Annotated in this window: 13 protein-coding genes; 7 read left to right on the top strand and 6 right to left on the bottom strand. The window is 71.2% G+C overall.

What is annotated here, in order from left to right:
- Positions 1 to 82: 82 nt before the first annotated feature.
- Positions 83 to 598 (bottom strand): putative immunity protein, encoded by a 516-nt coding sequence (locus tag ACWGR4_RS01125; protein WP_452129911.1) that lies wholly within the window; start codon positions 596 to 598, stop codon positions 83 to 85.
- Positions 599 to 1,020: 422 nt separating this feature from the next.
- The gene (locus tag ACWGR4_RS01120) at positions 1,021 to 1,482 is read right to left on the bottom strand and encodes a MarR family winged helix-turn-helix transcriptional regulator (protein ID WP_452129924.1); all 462 of its coding nucleotides are present in this window, start codon (positions 1,480 to 1,482) and stop codon (positions 1,021 to 1,023) included.
- 321 nt (positions 1,483 to 1,803) lie between these two features.
- Between ACWGR4_RS01120 and ACWGR4_RS01115 the strand changes: the two genes are divergently transcribed.
- Together ACWGR4_RS01115 and ACWGR4_RS01110 are read left to right on the top strand one after the other, a co-directional pair.
- Complete coding sequence (locus ACWGR4_RS01115) at positions 1,804 to 3,243, top strand: MFS transporter (RefSeq protein ID WP_452129910.1); 1,440 nt, start codon at positions 1,804 to 1,806, stop codon at positions 3,241 to 3,243.
- A 131-nt stretch (positions 3,244 to 3,374) separates the two neighbouring features.
- Positions 3,375 to 4,166 carry a PIG-L deacetylase family protein gene (locus ACWGR4_RS01110; protein ID WP_379996600.1) on the top strand — a complete coding sequence of 264 codons (792 nt, stop codon included), beginning with the start codon at positions 3,375 to 3,377 and terminating at the stop codon, positions 4,164 to 4,166.
- Between the two features lie 724 nt (positions 4,167 to 4,890).
- On the opposite strand, the gene ACWGR4_RS01105 is transcribed toward ACWGR4_RS01110, so the two are convergent.
- Positions 4,891 to 5,778 carry an RNA polymerase sigma factor SigF gene (locus ACWGR4_RS01105; protein ID WP_379996598.1) on the bottom strand — a complete coding sequence of 296 codons (888 nt, stop codon included), beginning with the start codon at positions 5,776 to 5,778 and terminating at the stop codon, positions 4,891 to 4,893.
- Between the two features lie 415 nt (positions 5,779 to 6,193).
- Positions 6,194 to 9,568: a pyruvate carboxylase gene (locus tag ACWGR4_RS01100; protein ID WP_452129909.1), complete on the bottom strand. Its 3,375-nt coding sequence runs from the start codon at positions 9,566 to 9,568 to the stop codon at positions 6,194 to 6,196.
- 440 nt (positions 9,569 to 10,008) lie between these two features.
- Between ACWGR4_RS01100 and ACWGR4_RS01095 the strand changes: the two genes are divergently transcribed.
- Complete coding sequence (locus ACWGR4_RS01095; RefSeq protein WP_452129908.1) at positions 10,009 to 10,563, top strand: hypothetical protein; 555 nt, start codon at positions 10,009 to 10,011, stop codon at positions 10,561 to 10,563.
- 409 nt (positions 10,564 to 10,972) lie between these two features.
- A complete protein-coding gene (locus ACWGR4_RS01090) occupies positions 10,973 to 11,557 on the top strand; it encodes a sigma-70 family RNA polymerase sigma factor (RefSeq protein WP_379996593.1) in 585 nt (194 codons plus the stop codon).
- A 53-nt stretch (positions 11,558 to 11,610) separates the two neighbouring features.
- On the opposite strand, the gene ACWGR4_RS01085 is transcribed toward ACWGR4_RS01090, so the two are convergent.
- Entirely contained in the window at positions 11,611 to 12,192 is a 582-nt protein-coding gene (locus ACWGR4_RS01085) for a TerD family protein (protein WP_379996591.1), read from the bottom strand.
- A 163-nt stretch (positions 12,193 to 12,355) separates the two neighbouring features.
- On the bottom strand, positions 12,356 to 13,207 hold the full coding sequence (locus ACWGR4_RS01080; protein WP_452129907.1) for a hypothetical protein: 852 nt from the start codon (positions 13,205 to 13,207) through the stop codon (positions 12,356 to 12,358).
- Between the two features lie 1,639 nt (positions 13,208 to 14,846).
- On the opposite strand from ACWGR4_RS01080, the gene ACWGR4_RS01075 reads away from it, so the two are divergent.
- The 3 genes from ACWGR4_RS01075 to ACWGR4_RS01065 all read left to right on the top strand — a co-directional run.
- Positions 14,847 to 16,178: an acyl-CoA synthetase gene (locus ACWGR4_RS01075; protein ID WP_452129906.1), complete on the top strand. Its 1,332-nt coding sequence runs from the start codon at positions 14,847 to 14,849 to the stop codon at positions 16,176 to 16,178.
- 116 nt (positions 16,179 to 16,294) lie between these two features.
- Positions 16,295 to 16,771, top strand: coding sequence for a helix-turn-helix domain-containing protein (locus ACWGR4_RS01070; protein WP_452129905.1), 477 nt, complete (start codon positions 16,295 to 16,297; stop codon positions 16,769 to 16,771).
- The coding region (locus tag ACWGR4_RS01065; RefSeq protein ID WP_452134168.1) for a Scr1 family TA system antitoxin-like transcriptional regulator at positions 16,677 to 16,957 on the top strand (281 nt) is incomplete at its 3' end. The genes ACWGR4_RS01070 and ACWGR4_RS01065, both read left to right, overlap by 95 nt.

The following is a 16,957-nucleotide window of genomic DNA, read 5'->3' as shown; positions in this document are numbered from 1 at the left end:
GCGACACCCCGCCGGTTGGTGTTTCGGCGCGCCGTCGTCGGTCAGGTGTCGTTTTCTTCGGCAAGGTGCCGGTGGATCAGCCTCAGCAGTCAAACACCGACCAGCAGATGTCGTTGCGCAATCGCTGATCGTCGAGTACGAGCTCGCGAATCGCCTCCGGGAGCCGATCGCGCTGCCACTGGCACTCGAGTCGTCCCGCGGCCTCACTCTCGTCTTCTGGCGCGGCAGCGCGTGCGGCCTTGATCGCATATGCAGCCGCTCCGAGTTCGTGCGCGGCGACGTGCGCGACGACTGCGGCCTGACCGGCGGCGTAAGCGGCATGCCGTGCTGCGCCACGCAGGTCTCGAGCGGCGCCCATTGCATGGCCGCCCGCCGCGCGGGCCTGCATCATCTTGACCTCGCCACGCACCCAGGCGCGGGCATGCTCGATCGCCTGGCGCGGTCGTGGGTCCTGAGGCCGAGCCGACTCGAAGAGGTCAAGGACGTGCTCCGCGCAGGATGCCGCCCACAGGGCGAGGAGATGGTGATCCGAATCGGTGAGGGTCCCACCACGGCGGATCGTCACGAAGCGAGGGTCTCCGACCTTCGGGAGGATCATGGTGGGCCTTCCTTCCTGCCGGCATCCGCCCCACACCCGAGCATGCGCATCCGCGACCGTGCACCCGGAGCGAAGCCTGCAAACCCGCTGGTCGATCCGCAAGCTCGGCTACCGATTCCCGGCCGGACGAGACGAGTTCCCACTCGCCGACCACCTCGCCCACGGCCGCGCGGGCGGCGACGAGAGCCTACGGGGAGAGTTGTCGACCGCTCGTGGGTGGCCGCGCGAGGTCGTGTGGATCCGCGTGAGGGCATCCTCGGTGACCAACCGGCCCGGACGCCCCCGGCTCCGCCCGCAGCATCCGCCCACCGGGCTCCTCGCAGCGCTCGCCGCCACGGCGCCCTGGAACAAGCCATCACGTCGGTGCCCCCCACCGCGCCCCCACCCCGACCCGGCTCACCGCACCCACCGGCCCCGTCGACTCACCCGCGCGCAACGCCGCCCGTGTGTGCGGTCTCGCCCGTTGTGTCGTCCGGTTCGCGGCGGGGCCATTCGCGGCCCTCCGTGCTCTCGACCGCGCGGTTGAAGCGGGTCAGGACCTCGAACAGTTCGCGGCGTTCGCCCTCGTCCCAGGACGCCAATACACGTTCCAGGCCCCGGCAATGGCCGGTGCGTTCCGCCGCCAGGTGTTCGGTGCCCGCCTCGGTGATGCGCAGTTTGCGGGCCAGGCCGCCGTCCGGGTCCGCGATGCGCTCGGCGTCGCCTGCCCGCAGGAGTGCGGCCACCTGGCGGTTCACCGTCGAGGTGTCGAGCCGAAACGCTTCTGCCAGCGCGCCGATCGTCATCGGTCCCTCGACCTCCAGGCGAGTCAGCAGCAGGTAGGCCGACCGCTCCATGCCGTCGCCCCGCCGCTTGCCCATGACGTGGTGCCGAGCGATCAGCATCAGCTCCCGCTCGATGCCTTCCAACACATCCACTCCCGCCTTCACACCCGATGCGCCGTGTACGACCCTAGCGCCGGGCCCAGGCAATGTGCACGATACACATCATGTGTATCGTGCACATTCATTGACCGCGGCAATCATTCCGCCGCTGCCGGCACCCCAGCCCCACACACGCCCTACGCACGCACGCCCTACGCCACAAGTCCCAGGAGGCAGTCAGTGACCGGTTCGAGCGGCATACCGAAGCCGAGCCCGGCGGATGCGGGCGCAGGCGCAGGTGCAGGCGCCGATGCAGGCGTCCTCCCCCATCCGCCCGCCGCCGTGGATCGCGCCGGCCGGGTCGTGGCCGTACTCGCCTTCTGCGGCGTCGTCGTCGCGCTGATGCAGACCCTCGTCGTCCCGCTGCTGCCGAACCTGCCCCGGATGCTCGACACCTCGCCCGCCGACGCCTCCTGGGTGGTCACCGCCACTCTGCTGTCGGGGGCGGTCTGCACACCCGTGATGGGGCGCCTCGGCGACATGTTCGGCAAACGCCGGATCCTGGTCGTCAGCCTCGGCCTGATGGTCGCCGGCTCGGTGTTGTGCGCGTTGTCCGACTCGCTGCTCCCGATGGTGGGCGGTCGGCTCCTCCAGGGCGCGTCGTTCGGCGTGATCCCGCTCGGTATCAGCATCATGCGCGACGAACTCCCGCCCGCGAAGCTGGGTTCCTCGATCGCGCTGATGAGCGCGACGCTCGGCATCGGCGGCGCGATCGGACTGCCGGTGGCCGCGTTGATCGCGCAGAACGCCGACTGGCACATGATGTTCTGGGCGGCCGGCGCGATCGGCGCGCTGGACATCGTCCTCGTACTGCTCCTGGTGCCCGAGTCGCCGATCCGGCTGCCGGGACGATTCGACTTCGCCGGCGCGGGTGGCCTGTCCGTCGGACTCGTCGCCCTGCTGCTCGCCATCACCAAGGGCGCCGACTGGGGCTGGGGCAGCGCCGTCACGCTCGGTCTGCTCGGCCTCGCGGTCGTGGTTTTGCTCGGCTGGGGATGGCTCGAACTGCGCACCGCGCAGCCGCTCGTCGACCTGCGCGTCTCGGCCCGCCCTCAGGTGCTCTTCACCAACCTTGCCTCGATCGTGGTCGGTTTCGCGATGTTCGCCCAGTCGCTGGTGTTCCCGCAGGTGCTGATGAATCCGGAGAGCACCGGCTACGGGCTGGGCAAGAGCATGGTGGTCGCGGGTCTGTGCATGGCGCCGTCCGGGATCGTGATGATGCTCATCTCGCCGCTGTCCGCCCGGCTTTCGGCTGCCCATGGGCCGAAGGTCTCGCTCCTAGTGGGCACCCTGGTGATCGCGATCGGCTACGCGTGCTCGGTGTTCATGCTCGACGCGATCTGGAAGATCGTCGCGATGGCGGTGCTGTCGGCGGTCGGTGTGGCCCTGGCCTACGCGGCGATGCCCTCGCTGATCATGCAGGCCGTGCCGATCGGCGAGACCGGGTCGGCGACGGGTCTGAACACGTTGATGCGCTCGATCGGGACGTCGACGTCCAGCGCGGTGATCGGCGTCGTGGTCGCGAACCTGACGATGCGTTCGGGTGGGCGGGAGTTCCCCTCCCGCGCCGCGTTCACGACCTCGCTGTGGTTGGGCTGCGGAGCGGCGGTCCTGGGCCTGTGTGTCGCGTTGTTCATCCCCGGACGCAAACCGGTCGAAGCCGCGCAGATCCCGGCGCGAAAGCGCACGGAGGACACCGAGGCCGTGCCGACGGCCACCTGACGGCACATCAATTCCCGTGTCGCGCATGGTCAAACCCGCTCGGGTGACGGATGCTCGTAAGTCTTACCCAGGCGCCGACCACCCCTCCGGGAGATCGTCACCCCTACTCCGCCACTCGACAGGGAGCCCCAATGAGCCTTCCCACCTTCCGCGGATCGCGTACAGCCGTACCCGATTCGAGCTCCGGGAGCACGTGGACCACCACGTCCGAATGGCGACGGCAACCGCTGCCGGTGACCCTCCCCGAGGACTGGCCGGTCCTGGCAGGCGGCCTCGTGGTGGTCGCCGCGCACCCGGAGGACGCGGTGCTCGGGGTGGGCGGATTCATCTCGCGGGCGGTGGCGGGCGGCGCGCCGGTCCGGGTGGTCAGCGTGACCGACGGCGACGCGTCCCATCCGGGCAGCCGCTTACCCGGATCGGTACTGGCCGCCCGACGCATCCGGGAATCCGACCGGGCGTTCGCCACACTGGTCGGCAATCCCGGTGGGGTGGCCCCGGTGGAGGTGATCCGACTGCGCATCCCGGACCGCACGGTCGGCAGCCACGAACGCGACCTGGCGGAGCGGCTGATCCCGCTCGTCGCGGGCTTCGCGCTGTGCGCCACGAACTGGCGCGAGGACGGCTTCGCGGATCACGAGAGCACCGGCCGCGCGGCCGACGCGGCGTGCCGGGAAACCGGCGTCGGGCTGGTCGAGTTCCCGCTGCGGATGTGGCAGTGGGCCCGGCCGGACGACGCCCGGGTGCCGTGGAGCCGGGCACTGCGGGTCGACCTGACCGAGGTGCAACAGGCCCGCAAGGAACGGGCGTTGTCGTGCCTGGCCTCCCAGATAGCCCCGCTGGTCCCGGGCCGCGACGACCGAATCCCCCTGCCCCCGGAAAAACTGGCCTACTTCCGCCGCCCCTTCGAGGTCCTGTTCCGCTGACGCGGCTGGACAGGCCGTACGCACGCCGCCCTCCGGGATAGTCGACCACGCGACCGGCGGGCCCGGAGGACACGGCGGCCACGAGGACACGGCGGACCCGGGCGGCCATGGAGGGCCCGGGCGGACGTGGCAGCCCCATACGATCACGGCGGGCCGCGGCGGTCGCAGCCGCCAGGCGAACCCAGGCGGTCGGAGGATCCGGACGACCATGGGCGACAGGGCAAGCCAAGGCGGCCACGAGAACCAAACGGTCACGGTGATCGGGGTGGTCACGACGGCCATGCGGGCCCGAGCGATCGTCGCGGCCACGGGCACGGCGTGCCTGGTGATCACGACGGGCCCAGGCGGTCGCAGCGGGCCAAGCGGTCGGGCGGTCGCGTCGGTCACGGTTGCCTCAGGCGTCGCGACCGGGCCGCGCTCGTCGTGTCGCGTCGCGCCGCACCCCGCTGCCCATCCGCGTGCGGACGTCCCGCTCGGCGGCAGCACCCGCCCGGCCGCTCGGGCCCGGCTGCGGTACCCGTGCGGCGAGCCCGGCCCGCCCCGCCGGCCCGCACGGTCCCGGGCGGCGCGGGCAACCTCGGCACGCCAGTGCGGCCACGGGAGGCGCGACCGGCCGTGCCCGCACGGCGCACCGCACACGGCCCGCGCACCACGCACGCGCCCCGCCGACTCGCACCCGCCGTCCCCATCCGAGCCGGCAGGCGTCAGGCATCAGGCGTCGACGTCAGCCCGGGATCATCAACCGTTCACGCAACGAAGCCAGCGTGCGGGCCAAAAGGCGGGACACGTGCATCTGCGAGATGCCGATCCGCTCGCCGATCTGCGCCTGCGTCAGGTTGCCGTAGAACCGCATGACCAGGATCGCCCGCTCACGCTGCGGCAACTCGGCCAGCAGCGGGCGCAGCGCCTCGCGGTACTCGACCAGGTCGAGCGCATGGTCCTCGGAGCCGAGCCGGTCGCCGACCGTCTCCTGCCCGTCCGCGTCCCCGTAGGCGGTCTCGTCCAGCGAGGTCGCGGTGTACACGGTGCAGGCGTCCAACCCCTCCAGCACCTCCTCCTCGGTGATGCACAACCGCTCGGCCAGCTCGCGCGGCGTGGGCGTACGCCCGTGCATCGCGGTCAGCTCGTCGGTGGCCCGCAGCAGCTCGGTACGCAGCTCGCGCAGCCGCCGCGGTACCCGCACCGACCAGGAGGTGTCCCGGAAGAAACGCTTGATCTCGCCGATGATGGTCGGCATCGCGTAGGCCATGAAGCTGCTGCCACGATCCGCCTCGTAGCGGTCGATCGCCTTGATCAGGCCGATCGTGCCCACCTGGACGATGTCCTCGACCGGCTCACCGCGTCGCCGGTAGCGCCCGGCCGCGTGCCGCACCATCGGCAGGTTCAGCTCGACGAGCAGTCCGCGCAGGTACGAGTGGTCCACGGTGCCCGGCTCCAGCGTGGCGAGCCGAGCGAGCATCAGATCGCCGGCCGCCCGGGCCATCGGCGTGGGCAGCCGGGTGACCAGGTGCGGGTGGGCCAACAGGTCGTCGAGATCTACGGTCGGCGCCGGCGGGGGTGCCGCGACGCGAGGTTCCGCGGTCGTGTCGAGGGTGCTCAGGCGCACGGCCATGCAGGGTCTCCCAATCCGGATGGATGGACACCGATAACCCCGAGCGACATCGAGTCTGTGACCTGAAGCACAGGAAGATCAAGAGCCCTCCGGGGGTACGTCCTGAGGTCAGGATCGCGACATGCGGGCTCACCTCGGCAAACGACGGACCGGCGAAACGGAAAAAACGCACGAAAGCAGCCCATACGGCGCAGTGAAAGCGGACATTCGATAATCAAACGTCTGCCAAACGTGTCCGTAAAACGCCACGAACCACCACCCGAATGCTCGGGTGGTGGTTCGTGTGGTTCGGGCCGTTCGAGAAATCGATCGGGTCGGTCCGGGTTTCGATCGACTCCGACCTGCGCCGAAGCGCGAGTGGGACCGGGTCGGCCCCGCCGGGCTCAAGCCGAGGCCCGGCCCGGCCCGACCCGGCTCAGCCCAGTTCGAGCAGCAGGTCCCCCGCCTCGACCGAGGACACCTGCCCGATCGCGAGCCGGGCCACCGTGCCCGCGCTCTGCGCCGTGATCGACGCCTCCATCTTCATCGCCTCGATCGTCGCCACCGTGCCGCCGGCCTCGACCTCGTCGCCCACGGCCACCTGGAGGGTGACCACGCCACTGAACGGCGCGGCCACGTGCTTCGGGTTCTCCGGGTTGGCCCGCTCGCTCTCCGGACGCGCCGGCTTGACCGAGCGGTCGCGCACCGAGAGCACCCGGGGCTGGCCGTTCATCCGGCAGTACACGGTGCGGAAGCCGCGCTCGTCGGCCTCGCCGACCGCCTCGACCGCGAGGTAGAGCGACACCCCCGTGGCCAACTTGATGGCCAGTTCCTCGCCCTGGACCAGGCCGTACAGGAACGGCACGGTCGGCACCGCGGAGACGTCGCCGTACAACCGCTCGGCCTCGTCGTAGTCCCGAGCCGGCCCGGGGAACAGCAGCCGGTTGAGCGTCTCGCGCAGCCGGTCGCCGTCCAGCGCGGCGTCCTGCTCCGGGGTCAGCTCCACCGTGCGGGTCGAGCTTGCCGTGCGGCCCGCGAGGGCACGGGTGCGGAACGGCTCCGGCCAGCCGCCGGGCGGGGTGCCCAGCTCGCCCTGGAGGAAGCCGATCACCGAGTCGGGCACGTCGAACGCGCCCGGGTCGGCCTCGAACTTGGCCGGGTCCGCGCCCACCGCGCTCAGGTGCAGGGCCAGGTCGCCGACCACCTTGCTGGACGGGGTGACCTTGACGATGTTGCCGAGGATCCGGTTCGAGGCCGCGTAGGCGTCCTCGATGTCCTCGAACTTGTGGCCCAGGCCCAGCGCGATCGCCTGCTGACGCAGGTTGGACAGCTGGCCACCGGGGATCTCGTGCCGGTACACCCGCCCGGTCGGCGCGGGCAGCCCCGACTCGAACGGCGCGTACGCCTCGCGCACCGCGGCCCAGTAGGGCTCCAGGGCGCACAGCGCGTCCAGGGACAGGCCGGTGGCCCGCTCGGTGTAGTCGGTCGCGGCCACGATCGCGGACAGCGGCGGCTGGCTGGTGGTACCGGCCAGCGCGGCCGCGGCGCCGTCGATCGCGTCCACCCCGGCCTCGACCGCGGCCAGGTAGGTGGCGAGCTGCCCGCCCGCGGTGTCGTGCGTGTGCAGGTGTACCGGCAGGTCGAAGCGCTCGCGCAGCGCGCCGATCAGGGTCCGGGCGGCGGGCGCGCGGAGCAGGCCGGCCATGTCCTTGACGCACAGCACGTGTACGCCGGCCTCGACCAGCTGCTCGGCGAGCCGCAGGTAGTAGTCCAGCGTGTACAGCTTCTCGCCCGGGTTGGACAGGTCGCTCGTGTAGCAGAGCGTGCCCTCGGCGATCGCGTGCGTGCCCAGGGTGGCCTCGATCGCCGGTCGCATCGCCTCGACGTCGTTGAGCGCGTCGAAGATGCGGAAGATGTCGATGCCGGTGCGGGCCGCCTCCTCGACGAACTTCACGCACACCTTGTCCGGGTACGGCGTGTAGCCGACGGTGTTGCGTCCGCGCAGCAACATCTGGATGTTGAGGTTGGGCATGCCCTCGCGCAGCGCCGCGAGCCGCTGCCACGGGTCCTCCTTGAGGAAGCGCAGCGCGACGTCGTAGGTCGCCCCACCCCACGCCTCGACGCTCAGCAACTCCGGCGTCAGGCGCGCCACATAGGGCGCCGCGGCGGCGAGGTCGTAGGTGCGGACCCGGGTCGCGAGCAGCGACTGGTGCGCGTCGCGGAAGGTGGTGTCGGTGACCGCGAGCGCGCTCTGCTCGCGCAGCGCCCGGGCGAAACCGGCCGCGCCCAGCTCCAGGAGCCGGTCCCGGCTGCCCGAGGGCAGCTCGCCGGCGGGCAGTTCGGGGAACTTGGTGTGCGGCACCGCGATGCTCGGCGTCGGACCGTACGGGCGGTTGACCGTGACGTCGGCCAGGTAGGCGAGCAGGCGGGTGCCGCGGTCGGCGCCGGGGCGCGAGCGCACCAGCTCGGGGTGCTCGTCGATGAACGAGGTGGTGATCCGTCCGTCGCGGAAGGCCGGGTCGTCCAACACGGCCTGCAGGAACGGGATGTTCGTGGCCACGCCGCGGATGCGGAACTCGGCCACCGCGCGCCGGGCCCGGTTGACCGCGTCGCCGAAGGTCCGGCCCCGGCAGGTCAGCTTGACCAGCATCGAGTCGAAGTAGGGCAACACTTCGGCGCCGGTGTAGGTGCCGCCGTCGAGCCGCACGCCCGCGCCACCCGGCGAGCGGTAGGCGGACACCGTGCCGGTGTCGGGGCGGAAGTCGGCCGAGGGGTCCTCGGTGGTGATCCGGCACTGCAACGCGGCGCCCTGGATCCGGATCTCGCTCTGCACCAGGCCGAGGTCGGTCAGGCTCGCGCCGGCGGCGACGCGCAGCTGGGCCTGGACCAGGTCGATGCCGGTGATCTCCTCGGTGACCGTGTGCTCGACCTGGATGCGCGGGTTCATCTCGATGAACACGTAGCGACCGCGCTCGTCGAGCAGGAACTCCACGGTGCCCGCGTTGCGGTAGCCCACGGCCTCGGCGAAGCGCACCGCGTCGGCGCAGATCCGGTCGCGCAGTTCGGGGTCGAGGTTGGGCGCAGGGGCGATCTCGACAACCTTCTGGTGCCGTCGCTGCATCGAGCAGTCGCGCTCGTACAGGTGCACCACGCCGCCGTCGGCGCCGGCCAGGATCTGTACCTCGATGTGGCGTGGGCGGATGACGGCCTCTTCGAGGAAGACCGTCGGGTCGCCGAACGCGGTCTGCGCCTCGCGCATCGCGGTCTCGATCGAGGAGCGCAGGTCCTCGCGCCGGTCCACCTTGCGCAGCCCGCGCCCGCCACCGCCGGCGGCGGCCTTGACGAAGATCGGGAAGCCGATCTCGTCGGCCGCGGCCACCAACGCGTCCACGTCGTCCTGCGGCGGCGCGGTGTGCAGGGTGGGCAGCCCGGCGCCCTTGGCCGCCTCCAGCGCGCGCACCTTGTTGCCCGCGAGCGAGAGCACCGCGGCCGAGGGGCCGACGAAGGTGATCCCGTTGGCCTCGCACGCCTCGGCGAGCAGCGGGTTCTCGGACAGGAAGCCGTAGCCGGGGTAGATCGCGTCGGCGCCGCACGCGATCGCCGCGCCGACGATGGTGTCCACGTCGAGGTAGGCGCGCAGCGGGTGTCCGCGCTCGCCGATCTCGTAGCTCTCGTCCGCCTTCTGCCGATGCAGGGAGTGACGGTCCTCGTACGCGTAGACGGCGACCGTGGTGATGTCGAGCTCGGTGGCGGCGCGCAGGGCGCGTACGGCGATTTCGCCGCGGTTGGCCACCAACAGCTTACGGATCACGAGCTGCGTACCTCCTTGCCCGGGGTGTCCGGGTGCGGGGGAAATCGGACGGGTACCTCGAGACGACGAAGTGCCGGGCCCTGGGTGGAGTCTCGGCAACGGGTCGAACCCTGCGTGACTTTAGGACACGTGTGCAGGTGCCCCGCAGGCCCGGTCCACATGCCGGGCACGGCGGGCGGACCGGGATTCCGTGTCCCACCTGGGGATATCGGGTTCATCGGGGCGGGTGTGACCTTGCTCGCAGCCCGCATCGCGAGACATTTCGACCCGAACGGCGGGGGCGGGCGGGCGTGTCGGCGTGGGCCCGGTCGCGGCTCGGTCGCGGCCCGATCGCACCGTCGGCCGGGACATGGCGGATCAAATGTCGGATCATGCGGGAGGCCGGGGACGACCCGGGAGTCGAGCCGGGGACGACCCGGGAAACGGGAACGGGGAACGCCGTGAGGGTTCGGATGGGCGTGGCGGTCGTGGTCGCGGCCGTCGTGCTGCCGCTGGCCGGGTGCGACGACGGCGACGGGGGCGGTACGAAGGCGGCCGGGGACAAGGGCGCGAGTCCGGTCGCGAGCGGCGGCACCGGTGCGAGCGGCGACCTGCGGGCGGTGGACGCGTGCTCGATCCTGACCGCCGACCAGGTCTCGCAGGCGCTGGCACTGCCGGGCCTGAAGGCCGCGCAGAATCCGCTGGGCTGCGACTACGCGGCGGCCGACGGCACCCCGGTGGTCAGCACGATCGCCACGCGCTCCAAGGCGGGCGGGGTGGACAAGGCGCTGGAGGCATACCTGGGCACGCTGGGCGACGCGCGCACCGAGAAGGTGGCGGGGGTGGGCGACGCGGCGGTCTACGTGCAGCCCGACACCATCGGCGGCGTACTGGTCGTCGCGGCCCGGCGAGGCGACGAGACGGCGGTGTTCTCGCTGAACGCGGGCGGCGGCGACCCGCCGCCGAGCAAGGAGCAGTTGGTGTCGCTGGCGAGGCTGGCGGTGGCGAAGATGTGAGGGAAGGGGCTGAGGAGGCCGACCCGCCGACCGTTGCGCTGTGATCACGATCGTGCGCGTACAGTCACCCATCGTTCGATGGTACGGGTTGCGGGCGGTCCGGGGAACGACGGCGAATCGTCATATCGTGTACGGATATTGACCCTCCGTCATCTTCGCGCCGGCTTCGCGGGCCGGTGGGTTCGCCCGGGCCCTCATACCCCGTGCGGAGGGACCAATGTCACGACTGATTCCGGCGTCGACGAGCACATGATGGGCAGGGGAGTTGTATGACCCTGGCGCGATGAGGGATGGGCCGGGCAGACGGCGCCGACGGGTACTTACCCTTCACGCTCTTCATGCCCTTCGTGCCCTTCATGCCTTTCGTGTCCCTCGTACCCTCCGTACCCTTCGATCCGGGAGCGACGACGTGAGTGATCTGCTGACCACCCCCGGCCCGCGGCTGGACCGCTTCGAGCGCGACGCCGTGCCGTTCCTGGAGCCGCTCTACCCGGCCGCGTTGCGGATGACCCGCAATGCTTCCGATGCCGAGGACCTGGTCCAGGAGACGTTCACCAAGGCGTACGCGTCCTTCCATCAGTTCCGCGACGGCACCAATCTCAAGGCTTGGCTGTATCGGATCCTCACCAACACCTTCATCACCTCCTACCGCAGAAAGCAGCGGCAGCCGGTGGTGTCGACCACGCAGGAGATCGAGGACTGGCAGCTGTACCGGGCCGCCTCGCACGAGTCGACGGGGTTGCGTTCGGCGGAGCTGGAGGCGCTGGACCACCTGCCTGACTCGGACGTGGTGGCCGCGTTGCGGGCGCTGCCCGAGGAGTTCCGGGTGACGGTGTACCTCGCGGACGTCGAGGGCTTTCCGTACAAGGAGATCGCCGCGTTCACGAAGGTGCCGCTGGGCACGGTGATGTCGCGCCTGCACCGGGGGCGGCGGCGGTTGCGCGAGGCGTTGGCGGACTACGCGCGCGAGCGTGGGTTCGTCGTCGCGGCGTAGTCCGCCCCTGTGGGCCCGGTCCGTGCCGATGTGGCTACAGGTGGCCGGTGTGGCTACAGGTGCTTGAGGATCTCCGGCAGCAGGTCGTGGTACGTGTTGCCCTTGGCGGCCCGGCCGATCGCGGTGGCCTGCCAGCCGTCGGCCACGCGGGCCAGCTTGACCATGATCTGCGCGTCGTGGCCGCCGTGTTCGGACAGTTCGTAGCGCACGATCTCGCTGTCGTCGTGCTCGTCGACGAGCCGGCAGTAGGCGTTGGCGACTCGCGAGAAGGCGTGGCTGGAGTCGGCGCTGACCGTGAAGACCAGTGCCGTCACGCGCGGCGACAGCGCGGCGAGGTCGACGATGATCGACTCGTCGTCGCCGTCGCCCGCGCCGGTGGTGTTGTCGCCGGTGTGCGTGACGGCGCCGTCCTTGGAGACCAACTGCCGCGGCCACACCGTGTCGACGAGGTGGTGGTCGGCGTCGAACAGCAGGCAGGACGCGTCGAGGTCGACGCCGGTGAGCGCCTGCAGACCCGGGCGCAGCCCCTTGTGCTTGACCGCGTCCCAGCCCAGCCCCATCCGGACCCGCGCGGCCGAACCGGCCTCGCCCTTGCCGATGGTGACGCTCTCCCCCTGTGCGAGAACGACCGTCATCGCAAACTCCCCTCTACGGTGGTTCCCCGATTGCGCCGGCCCGTCCCGAGACGGGCCGCGTCTGGCTGGAGAGCATCCTAGGGCGAGTGGATCAGTCCGGCGGCGCGAGTGTGTCGTTAGCTCCGAGTCGAGGGATATCCGGTATGGGTCGGCCAAGGGTCGGTCAGGCCGTGCTGCCCGGTCGGGGCGTGCTGGACGTGGTGCCACGGTCGGGGATCTCGATCACCTCGGCAGCGGGCGGCGCGGTCACCTTCACCGGGACGTCGAAGTCGCCGTAGCTGATCGAGCCGCTGCTCTTGTTGCCCTTGCCGCCCTTGGACACGATCAGCACCGGGTAGGGCTTGCCGCCCTGGGCCTCGATGTAGACCTTGCCGTCGTCGCGTCCGGGCGGGCCGGTGAGCGGGATCATCCGCCGGTTGTTGATCGTCTCGATGGGCAGCTTGACGCCGTCCTCGGGGAAATCCTTGAGCGCCGCGCCCGGGTCGGCCACGGTGGTGATGTTGCGCACTCCGCGCAGCTTCTCGCTGTTGGCGTCGCCCTTGAGCCACTTCCCGGCGAGCAGCTTGGCGGCGAGTTCGCCGTCCACCGTGCCGACCAGCGAGCGGTACGCCTGTTCGTCGCCCCGGACGTACATGGCGTCGCCGATCCGACGCACCTCCAGGCGTACGTCGTTCTGCTCGATGGTGCCCTGGAAGTCCTCGCTGCCGCGGTCCACCTTGAGGTCCAGCTTGATCGCCTTGCCGTCGGAGACGATGTCCGCGACGACGTGCACGGTCTTGATGTTGGCGGCCGACTGCTTGGCGCGGCGCGCGAGTTCGCCGACGTCCAGGTCCTCGTTGCGCACGGTCTCGTCGAGCCCGGACGAGGCGCTGTCGGTGACCGGCGCGGTCGGCGTGCTCTTCTCGATGGTGGACAGGGGACTCGACTCGCTGCCACAAGCACTCAACGCCGCGAGCGATATGCACACCGCCACCACGGCCCCGACCCGGTGTCTCCCCACACGATTGCGACGCACACCCACTCCTAGCTCCACCGAACGAACCCCACCCGACAACCTTGCCCCTCTGACGCCCCACTCCGCGTTCAGGTTCCCCACCCGTCACGCCAGGGCCCGCGCCGGAACCTGTCGTGGGGGAACCCCTTGCGTCCACACGACACCGACACCGGCACCGTCTCCGACTCGGGAGGGGTGGTCACCGGGGGAACACGCGGCGTGGCACGGGCCGATCACGGTGAGCGGCCGGTGTCCCGAGAGTGTCCGGGTGTCCCGTCCCGGCAAAGGTCACCCAGCAGGCGTCGCGACGTGTGGGCCGGAGGGGCGGCGCGGTCGCCGCGACCGGGGGTCATGCGATACCTCGCGGGTCGCGCGTCGTCACCCGAAAGCGTGGATCGGCGCGGGTGACGTACGAACGTGGCGATGCGGGACTCCGAGGTGGGGCTTCCCGACGAGGCGGGTCTGTTGCCCGGCGGAGGAGCGGCCGGGGGTAAGGGGTCGGGTCGGGTCGGGTCCGCCGGATTGCCTGCCCAAGGGGTCGGGTGTTTCCGGCGGGCGTTGCGCCTTGGCGTGCGGGTGGCCGGTGCGGGGCGGGTCAGAGTCGGTGGTGGGCCGCCGCCGGCGTGCGGGGCTTCGAGACTCCGGGGCCCGACGAGACGGGGGCGTTGGTCGGCGGAAAAGCGGCCGGCAGCGGCGGGCAGGGTGAGGGGTCGAGTCGAGTCCGCCGGGGAGCGTTCACAAGGGGGTTGGGGTGGTGTTTTCGTGGTGCGCTGGGCGCGTGGGTGACGGACGGTTCACGAACCCGGACGGCGCGGGGTTCCGCAATCTCGGCGCGAGAGAAAACCCAGGTCAGCAGGAAAAGCAGCTGCTTGGAGGGCCTCGGGATCCGGTTACGGCCTCCACTGGGCACTTTCGGTTTCCTCAACGGCCTCTGTGAGGTCGCAGCATACGAAGCTGACTGCCACTGCACAGTTTCGGTCTCGACACCGGCATTGAGGGCGTCGGAGCACACGAAACCGGCACTCGACGCCCGACTTCGCCCGCCGAGCACGCAAAACCGCAGGTCACCGAAACCTCGAAGCCCACAACCACCCACCGAGATCCGGTTCCGAACCCCCAACCCTCCCGCAAACGCCCCTCGAAACCCCCCGACCCACTCGGGAAGGCTCCTCGACGGACCAACTCGACCCCTCACCCTGCCCGCCGCTGCCGGCCGCTTTTCCGCCGACCAACGCCCCCGTCTCGTCGGGCCCCGGAGTCTCGAAGCCCCGCACGCCGGCGGCGGCCCACCCGGCGACTCCGACCCGCCCCGCACCGCACCGCCCCGCACCGGCGCCACCCGCCAAAGCGCAACGCCCGCCGGAAACTCGGAAAGGCATCCGGCAACACCGCGCGCAGCAACGGCGTGCCCCGCTTCCCGGATACCGACCACCGCGCCGCCACGGTCGGGATTCGGGTGGCCGCCGGCGCCGGCGCTCTGGTGCCGGCAAGCGCGCAACGCGGGCCGAACGGGCGGGGATTGCTCGTTGTTGGGGTTCTGGCGCGTAGCATCGGTGGGTTGATCGGCCGGGGTTGTGGAGGGTGCTGCGTGTCTCTTGTCGTGTCTGCCGACGGGGTTGGGACGGATCGTGGGGATGCGGTTGTCGTCGGTGGGGACGCGATGTCGCGGGAGGGGTTGTTCGGGGCGGCTCGGGCGTTGGCGGGGCGGATTGCCGGGGCGCCGGCCGTGGCGGTGCGGGCCGATGCCTCGTTGGGGACGGTGATCGCCACGCTGGGTGGGTTGCTGGCCGGGGTGCCGGTGGTGCCGGTGCCGCCGGATTCGGGGCCGTTGGAGCGGGCGCACATCCTGTCGGACTCGGGGGCCGTGCTGCTGTTGGCGCCGGGGGCGTGGACGGATACCGGACTGCCCACGATGGAGGTCGACCCCGCCGCTCGGTCGGCCGGCACGCTGCCGGAGCCGGGTCCGGATGCGACCGCGCTGATCCTGTACACCAGTGGCACCACCGGCCCGCCGAAGGGTGTGTTGATCTCGCACGCGGCGATTGCGGCCGGGCTGGACGGGGCGATCGAGGCGTGGGACTGGACGGCGGACGACGTGCTCGTGCACGGGCTGCCGCTGTTTCATGTGCATGGGCTCGTGTTGGGCGTGCTCGGGGCGCTGCGGACCGGGTCGCGGCTTGTGCATACGGGGCGGCCCACCCCGGCGGGCTACGCGGCGGCCGGGGGCAGTCTGTACTTCGGCGTGCCGACCGTGTGGTCGCGGATCGCGCAGGACCCGGACGCGGCGCGGGCGCTGGCCGGCGCGCGACTGCTGGTGTCGGGGAGTGCGCCGCTGCCGGTGCCGGTGTTCGAGCGTGTCGCCGAACTCACCGGACACCGGCCGGTCGAGCGGTACGGCATGACCGAGACGCTGATCACGCTCAGCACCCGGGCCGACGGCGAACGCCGGCCCGGATCCGTCGGGTGGCCGATCGCGGGTGTGCGGACGCGGCTGGTCGGCGAGGACGGGTCGCCGTGTGCGCATGACGGCGAGACCGTGGGCGAGTTGCAGGTCGACTCGCCGACGTTGTTCCAGGGATACCTGAATCGCCCCGAGGCCACCGCCGCGACGCTCACCACCGACGGCTGGTTCCGCACCGGCGACGTGGCGGTGATCGACGCCGACGGCCGGCATCGGATCGTCGGCCGGGCGAGTACGGACCTGATCAAGACCGGCGGCTACCGAGTCGGCGCGGGCGAGGTCGAGGGCGCGCTCCTGGCCCACCCGGCGGTCCACGAGGCGGCCGTGATCGGCGCCCCGCATGCCGATCTCGGCCAGGAGATCGTCGCGTTCGTGGTCCTGGCACCGGGTGGCGAGGTGACGGAGCGCCAACTCATCGACCACGTAGCGGCCGGGCTGTCGGTGCACAAGCGCCCCCGCCGCGTCCGGTTCGTCACCGACCTCCCGCGCAACGCGATGGGCAAGGTCCAGAAGAAGCTGCTGGCCGACTGAGGATCCCGGCCGGGGTCCACGAGACCGGTCCCCTGTGCGAGATCCACCAGCCACACTCGTGGTGCGGCCAGTGGCCGCCGAGTTCGAGCGCGACGGCAAGGCCGGATCCGCGCTCGATGCGGCGAGGCAGCCGGATCGCGTCGACCTCGCACAGTAGCCGCAGCCCTTCCCTTCCCGGACTACTGGGCGGCCCACCCGCAGTACCGGCGGGAGAATTGGCTCCGGATGCCCGGCTGACCGGAGCACCCTCCACCTCCATGGAACCCGAGCACTACACCACCGACCGCGAACGGCTCGCCGCCTTGCTGCGACGACTTCGCTTGGCTGCCGGCCTCATCGGAGCCCAAGTCGCTGCGGACACCGGCATGTCCCAGCCGAAGATCAGCAAGTGGGAGACGGGCAAACTCCTGCCGTCGGGGGGGAGACATCGACGCCGTCCTCGATCTGTACGGAGCGAACCCCGAGGACCGGGCGGTCGTTGCCGATCCGGTCGGTCGGCTGCACACGCATGTCGAGACCAACCGAACGCACCTGCGTCGCGGGGCGGCGCACCGACAAACACAGATCCGTCGCATCGAAGCCGAGGCACGTGAGCTGAAGTACTTCTCACCGGTCGTCGTGCCCGGCCTGCTCCAGACCACCGAATACACGAGGAGACTCTTCGCGCTCACACTGTCGGGGGGGGGGGGGGGGCGCGGCGGCGGCCCCCCCCCCCCGCACCAACCCCCGCCGAACCCACCAAACCCCCCGGGACGAAGACCGAAACAAACAACCCCGGG

Source organism: Embleya sp. NPDC055664, assembly GCF_053618075.1.
Note: the sequence above shows the minus strand (reverse complement) of the source record. Positions and strands in the feature narration are given on the sequence as shown.

What these genes read in the sequence shown, in the direction of transcription:
- ACWGR4_RS01070 (WP_452129905.1), top strand. Translation starts at nt 16,295, where the DNA reads ATGCGGCGAGGCAGCCGGATCGCGTCGACCTCGCACAGTAGCCGCAGC.
- ACWGR4_RS01075 (WP_452129906.1), top strand. Translation starts at nt 14,847, where the DNA reads ATGTCGCGGGAGGGGTTGTTCGGGGCGGCTCGGGCGTTGGCGGGGCGG.
- ACWGR4_RS01120 (WP_452129924.1), bottom strand. Translation starts at nt 1,482, where the DNA reads ATGCTGATCGCTCGGCACCACGTCATGGGCAAGCGGCGGGGCGACGGC.
- ACWGR4_RS01085 (WP_379996591.1), bottom strand. Translation starts at nt 12,192, where the DNA reads ATGACGGTCGTTCTCGCACAGGGGGAGAGCGTCACCATCGGCAAGGGC.
- ACWGR4_RS01110 (WP_379996600.1), top strand. Translation starts at nt 3,375, where the DNA reads ATGAGCCTTCCCACCTTCCGCGGATCGCGTACAGCCGTACCCGATTCG.
- ACWGR4_RS01105 (WP_379996598.1), bottom strand. Translation starts at nt 5,778, where the DNA reads ATGGCCGTGCGCCTGAGCACCCTCGACACGACCGCGGAACCTCGCGTC.
- ACWGR4_RS01125 (WP_452129911.1), bottom strand. Translation starts at nt 598, where the DNA reads ATGATCCTCCCGAAGGTCGGAGACCCTCGCTTCGTGACGATCCGCCGT.